This window comes from Pontibacter sp. HJ8 (assembly GCF_054824225.1).
Window position 1 is genome coordinate 1 of sequence record NZ_JSYF01000551.1, and the last position, 6,403, is coordinate 6,403.

At 49.3% G+C, this 6,403-nt stretch carries 6 protein-coding genes; all 6 read left to right on the forward strand.

The features are described 5' to 3' along the window. The coding region (locus OB13_RS19265; protein WP_461491813.1) for a methyl-accepting chemotaxis protein at positions 1-1,639 on the forward strand (1,639 nt) is incomplete at its 5' end. Positions 1,640-1,653: 14 nt separating this feature from the next. After that, a complete protein-coding gene (locus OB13_RS19270; protein WP_461491814.1) occupies positions 1,654-2,238 on the forward strand; it encodes a chemotaxis protein CheW in 585 nt (194 codons plus the stop codon). A 39-nt stretch (positions 2,239-2,277) separates the two neighbouring features. Further along, positions 2,278-2,640 carry a response regulator gene (locus tag OB13_RS19275; RefSeq protein WP_461491815.1) on the forward strand — a complete coding sequence of 121 codons (363 nt, stop codon included), beginning with the start codon at positions 2,278-2,280 and terminating at the stop codon, positions 2,638-2,640. Positions 2,641-2,697: 57 nt separating this feature from the next. Continuing rightward, the gene (locus OB13_RS19280) at positions 2,698-3,819 is read left to right on the forward strand and encodes a chemotaxis protein CheB (protein ID WP_461491816.1); all 1,122 of its coding nucleotides are present in this window, start codon (positions 2,698-2,700) and stop codon (positions 3,817-3,819) included. Next, positions 3,816-5,450, forward strand: coding sequence for a chemotaxis protein CheA (locus OB13_RS19285; RefSeq protein WP_461491817.1), 1,635 nt, complete (start codon positions 3,816-3,818; stop codon positions 5,448-5,450). Before OB13_RS19280 ends, OB13_RS19285 begins: the two co-directional genes overlap by 4 nt. A gap of 9 nt (positions 5,451-5,459) precedes the next feature. Continuing rightward, positions 5,460-6,140, forward strand: a complete 681-nt coding sequence (locus OB13_RS19290; protein WP_461491818.1) for a chemotaxis protein CheC — start codon at positions 5,460-5,462, stop codon at positions 6,138-6,140. Positions 6,141-6,403 lie beyond the last annotated feature (263 nt).

The window sequence follows — 6,403 nt, forward strand, 5'->3', positions numbered from 1 at the left end:
CAACATCTTCGCCGGTGAAGTAACCCGTGTGGCCCTGGAAGTAGGTACGGAAGGTCGTCTCGGTGGCCAGGCCAATGTGCCGAACGTAGCCGGTGTTTGGAAAGACCTGACAGATAATGTAAATACGATGGCCTCTAACCTCACAACGCAGGTACGAGGTATAGTAAAAGTAGTAACAGCGGTATCTAAAGGTGACCTGACGCAGAAGCTGACGCTGGACGCAAAAGGTGAGGTAGCTGAACTGGCCGATACGATCAATACCATGGTGGTTGACCTGAACAGGCTGGCCGGTGAGGTTAGCCGTGTGGCCAGAGTAGCAGGTGTGGAAGGAAAACTGACAGAGCGTGCGACACTGCAAGGTGTGGGCGGAAGCTGGAAGGAACTGGTAGATACTCTCAACGACCTTCTGGAGTCCATCGTGACGCCGGTACTGGAAGTATCCCGCGTGGTACGCGCCATTTCCGAAGGCGATCTGACCCAAAAAGTAGAAGCGCATACAGCCGGTGACATCCTGGACATGGCCAATGCACTGAACCTGGCAGTTGATAACCTGAACTCCCTGCTTGGTGAGATCAATGACTCTTCTCTGGTAGTAGGCAGCTCTTCTGAGGAAATGGCCGGCAAAGGACTTGAAATGAACCGTGTAACGCTGGACGTAGCCTTGGCTATGCAGCAGATGGCAGAAGGTGCTCAGAACCAAGCCCTTAAAACGGATCAGGCCTTCAAACTGATAGAAGAAATCATGAAGACGACCAAAGACACGGCTAACCGTGCTGAGGTCGTGAACAAATCAGCCTTACTGGGCGAAGAATCCTCGCAGCTGGGTCTGAAGACGGTGGCGGAAGTGGTGAAGAACATGGAAGAGATTTCGAGCTCTGCATCCCTTACTTCTAAAACCATTGAGGTATTGGGTGTACGTTCGCAGGAGATTTCCAAATCACTGGGCGTGATCACGGACATTGCTTCCCAGACAAACTTACTTGCCCTGAACGCAGCTATTGAAGCTGCCCGTGCAGGTGAAGCAGGCAGAGGTTTTGCTGTGGTTGCCGAAGAGATCCGTAAGCTGGCAGAAGGTTCCCGTAAATCAGCCAGTGAAATTGCAACACTGGTAGAAGATGTGAAAAAAGATACAGCTTCTGCCGCAACAGCGATTTCTACTATGGAAGGCCGTGTATTGAAAGGAAAGAATGCCACTTTTGAAGCATCCGGAGCCTTCAAGAATATTGCCTCATCCAGTGGTGAAACCCTGCGCACTGCCCAGGATATCTTAACGGCAACAGAGGTACAGAAGTCTTCCATCGGCGACGTAGTGAAGTATGTGGAGGAAGTGGTTGCCATTGCGGAGCAGACGGCTTCCGGTACACAACAGGTAGCAAGCACCGCCAAGCAGCTTTCGGCTTCGATGCAGGAACTGACATCTTCTTCCCAGAACCTGAATGATATTGCTGCGGATCTTCAGATCAGTATATCGGCATTCAAACTGGTAGACGGAAACCTGGTGTTCAATCACAGCAATAACGGTCGTCGTCTCACCTCTGTATCTACACGGAGCGGCAGACATGGAAAACAGATCAGCGGCAATGCCAGATTAGCGACCGGCCCCATCATTAACAGAAACAATGAAGGGAACGCTAAATAAAAAGCTTCCTATACATGAAGGGAAATACAAAGATGAAGGACATGAATTCAGCTGAAACGGCGTCATCTCCGGCTCCGGATACGCGGGAGGTGTCCAGCCTGGAGGCTGCTACCAAATCCAGTACTGCAACAGAAGAAACCATACACCTGATCGTTTTCAGGCTTGGATCAGAAGAATATGGTATTAAGATAGAACAGGTGAAGGAGGTGACGGTCACGCCCAATGTGACCCGAATGCCCCGCACGCCTGATTTTATAAAAGGGGTTGCCAACATCCGGGGGGATATTATTGCCATCATGAATCTCGAAGAGCGTTTTGGCATCACTCCGGCTCCGCTGCCCCTGGATCGGAATCCTGCTGTCACCTATACCCTGGTGATCGAAGCCAGGGAGTATAGTATCGGGGTGATCGTACGCGAGGTGCCGCAGTCACTGAACCTGGCCATGACCAAGATCGATAAAGCGCCTTCTTTCCTGCAGGACATCAATATACATGAAAACTATATTGAAGGGATTGCCAAAGTAAATAACCGCTTGATCATCGTGTTGGACATGTATAAGATCCTGACACAGGATGAGATTAAGGAGCTGAAAGGCTAACCAATACATTTAGTTCACATTGAAGCTATACTTATAGGTATGAAAAGAATTCTGATTGTAGATGATTCCTTCTACATGCGCACCATGCTCAAGAACATGCTCACGGATGCAGGTTATGAGGTGGTAGGCGAAGCTCCCAACGGGCAAACGGCCCTTGAACTGGCCAAAGAAACCAACCCGGACCTCATTACCCTGGATGTTATCCTTCCGGATAATACAGGGCTTGACGTGCTGAAAGGCATCAAGGCGGATCAGCCGGATATGAAAGTTATCATTGTAAGTGCAGTTGGCCAGGAAGTGATTGTCAACGAAGCAATGGAATACGGCGCCCTTTCCTACATCGTGAAGCCTTTTTCAGAAGAAAAAGTACTCGAGGTAGTAAAGAAAGTGCTGGAAGATTAACTAGTATCTGTAGAAAGTAAGTACTGGCAAGCGGGTTGGTAAGAAAGGGCATGTACTTTGAAAGAACAGAAAAATATTCTCCGGGTGCTGGTGGCAGAAAGTTCAAGCTTTGCAAGACTTGTACTCGAAGACATACTAAGTGCTGCGTCTGACATAGCCGTGCGCGGGCTGGCAGCAGATGGCGATCAGCTGCTGCAGCTGCTGCAGTCCCATAAAGTGGATGTGGTTCTGGCTTCATCAGACCTGCGCCACAACAAGCAATTATTTTCATTCAAGCGCATATTCAGTGAGCATCCTGTCCCGATCCTGATGCTGGTAGAGCGGGAGAAGCTGACCCTGGAGTTGTTGAAAGAAGCGATTGAACTGGGTGTATACAGTGTCATTGTCAAACCGGATGCGTCCAGCCGACCCAACTACAGAAGCATAGCCGACGAGATCCGGCTGAAGGTGAAAGCAGTTAAGGAGTCAGAGTACTGGAACCCGGAGAAGCGCCTGCGCATGCTGGAACAGGAGGTAAAACTTCTGCCATCGGTAAGCCAGAAGTCCCGGTCGACAACTGCCGACACCATTATTGTGCTGGGCGCCTCAACAGGAGGCACGCAGGCCGTAGAAGCCATCGTAAAGCAACTCGATCCGGATCTAAGGGCAGCGGTACTGATAGCGGTACACCTGCCCTCGAAGTTTACGCATAGTTTTGCCAGGCGCCTGAATGAGCTGACGCCGTTACAGGTGTCCGAGGGCCGCAGCGGTCTTATACCTAAAAGTGGTAAGATCATCGTGGCACCCGGCGGGCGGAATATGGTTGTGCATTCGGTAATGGGCAATGCGGCTAATCTGAAGATTGGTTTTGCAGAGGACGGTGCACACGGTTACGATATGCCGTCGGTCGATGTGCTCATGCAGGCTGTAGCCAAAAGTGCAGCCAGACAGGTGATCGGTGTGATCCTAACCGGAATGGGGAAAGACGGAACAGCAGGAGCCGGCGCAATTTTCAAAAGGAAGGGCGGTCATGTGATTGCTCAGAACGAAGAAACATCTGCCATTTTCGGAATGGCAAAATCCGCTATAGAAAGCGGCCATATAAATCAAGTGCTGCCCTTGTCCCAGATAGCTTTTTATCTGAACAGGTATGTGGCAGAACAGCAGCAGCAGGTCAGTATAACTGACAGTGATACATGAAATCGAGAGAGCAGGAGTATAAAGAGATATTTATAGCGGAAGCGCTGGAGTACTTTGATGCCCTCAACAGGCTCATCAGCGAACTGGAGAAACGCCCGCAGGACGACAAGGTCCTGGCGGAAATCTTCCGTATGCTCCATAACCTGAAGGCCAACGCCAAAGCGATCGGGTATCTGCCGATTTCGGATCTTTCTCACAAGCTGGAAACTGCTTTTGGCCTTATCCGGAACAAGGAACTCAGCTTTAGCGATGAGGTGGTTGGAGTTCTGTTTGATGGCATTGACCTGCTGGGAGAGCTGATCAACAACATCGACAATCCGAAGTATGGCGATCCGGATCCTGTACTGCTCCGGAACCTGGATATTATCGTGGACAGCCTCTCTGACAGCACGATCGAGCTGGCAAAGGTACAGAAGTTCACTACTTCCAGAAACCTGACCCTGTCAGACCTGATCTACATACAGATCAAAAAGCTGGACCACCTGATGAATCTGGTGGGCGAACTGATCATAGACCGGGATCGTATCCTTTCGCTTAGCCGCGAATTAGATAACGATGAATTAAAGAGCGTAAGTTCGCACTTGTACCGTATTACGGAGGAGCTGCAGTACAGCGTCATGGACGCGCGCCTGGTAAGTATAGGTACCTTATTTAATAAATTTCCGCGTGTCGTACGCGACATTGCAGCGGCAGAAAAGAAGGAAATCAACCTCGAACTGTCGGGGCAGGACATCCAGATAGACAGGAATATCCTGCAGATCATGACGGATTCCCTGCTGCATCTGGTCCGGAATGCGATAACGCATGGAATTGAAAAACCAAAGGACCGGGAGAAAGCCGGCAAGCCGAAAAGTGGCAACCTGACGCTCTCAGCCAGAAGTGACCGCGAGAATGTGGTGATTGCATTAACAGACGATGGCAAAGGGATTGACCTCCATCAGGTAAGAAAAGCCGCCGTTCAGCAGCACATGGTTTCTGCGGATGTAGCGGAAGACATGCCGGATACCGATATTTTTTCATTTCTGTTTGAGCCGGGATTCTCGCTGGCAAAAGAAGTAACCGAATTTTCCGGCCGGGGAGTTGGCCTGGATGTGGTCAAAAATGCCATTGATTCCATAGGCGGCCGTATAAATGTGGATTCAGTGAAAGGGCAGGGCACCACCTTCACCTTGCAGCTGCCTACTTCCATTGCCGTAAAAGGGGCATTGTTATTTGAAATTGACAGTATTTTTTACGCCCTGCCGCTGATCCATACAGATTCGGTGATTGCGCTGGATAAAGATGAACTGCACGAAGTAGGGGATGTGCTCGTGGCAGATATAAAAGGGGAAACCGTGACAGTCGTATACCTGCACGAGCTTCTGAACGTAAATGAGCCGGACATGCGGCTTGGCGATAAGTCCAGGTTGAAGGGACAGGTACAGAACATCATCATTGTATCTTACAATAACCGGAAACTTGGCCTGATCGTGGATAAATTGTACAGGCAGCAGGACATAGTGGTGAAGCCACTGAGCAAGCCCCTGGATAGTATTGACCTCTATGGAGGCGTAACCCTGCTAGGTACCGGAAAGGTGTGCCTGGTGCTGGATGTGCCGGCCATAACCAGATATTTTGTAAACAGGCGATAGGCAGTGGCGATGGAAGACAAACCTATTAACACGACTACCATGATGGACCCTCATGTAACGGAGTTAGAAAGAGACATAATTAAAGAGATATTGAATATTGGACTGGCGCGTGCAGCAGACTCTTTCGCCGTGATAGCGAAAGACAAGGTACTGCTCAAGGTGCCTGATATTCAACTCATAGAGGTAAAGGAGCTGATTTCGCTTGTGGCCCAGTATGAAGACTCGCATATCATCATTCAATCGGATATAAAAGGGGACTTCATAGGAGCTACGCTCATGGTTTTCTCCGACGACCACGTCGCCCAGTTGTCCGAAGTATGCCTGAGTATGCTGGATGTACGCAAAGGAGAGCTGAATGTGATGCAGGAGTCCCTGCTTCTGGAAATCAGCAACATCATCACAGGCGCTCTGGTTACGCAATTGGCCAATATCCTGAAGAGCAATATATACGGTTCACCACCAAAGTCCCCCAAAAATCATATTGCCAATTCGCTGAAAGATATCCTGGTGCAGCACCCCTTGTTTCAGCCGCTGGTATTTACGGTCATTACCCAGTTCACGCATAACTCCCGAAATGTGGAGCTTCCGTTGTTGCTATTTTTTGACACCACCACCCTGATCAAGATGCTGGACATTATCAGAACGTTCAAATTTGATAAAAACAACATGCTCGAATCGGATGAGCGCTGAGTGGATGCAGAAATCAGCTATACCTGACGCTCGCTAAAATGATGGTTAACCCAAAGCCTTAGACGTAAGTAACAGCTATACTTTCTGTTCACCTCTTTCGATCACAGTTTCGTTATTCCCTCCAGACCAAAAAGATTAACCTAACCGTTGTCCTGGCTGAGTTTATCTACTTCATAGAGCCTACATCAGCGATACTTCACTAAATTCCAGGTATACCTCAGCCATGGGCTATACCTGGAATTTTTGTTTCTATACATTTCCTT

Excerpts from the sequence above, each read along its gene's own strand:
- OB13_RS19270 (WP_461491814.1), top strand. The coding sequence starts at position 1,654 with ATGAAGGGAAATACAAAGATGAAGGACATGAATTCAGCTGAAACGGCG.
- OB13_RS19275 (WP_461491815.1), top strand. The coding sequence starts at position 2,278 with ATGAAAAGAATTCTGATTGTAGATGATTCCTTCTACATGCGCACCATG.
- OB13_RS19285 (WP_461491817.1), top strand. The coding sequence starts at position 3,816 with ATGAAATCGAGAGAGCAGGAGTATAAAGAGATATTTATAGCGGAAGCG.
- OB13_RS19290 (WP_461491818.1), top strand. The coding sequence starts at position 5,460 with ATGGAAGACAAACCTATTAACACGACTACCATGATGGACCCTCATGTA.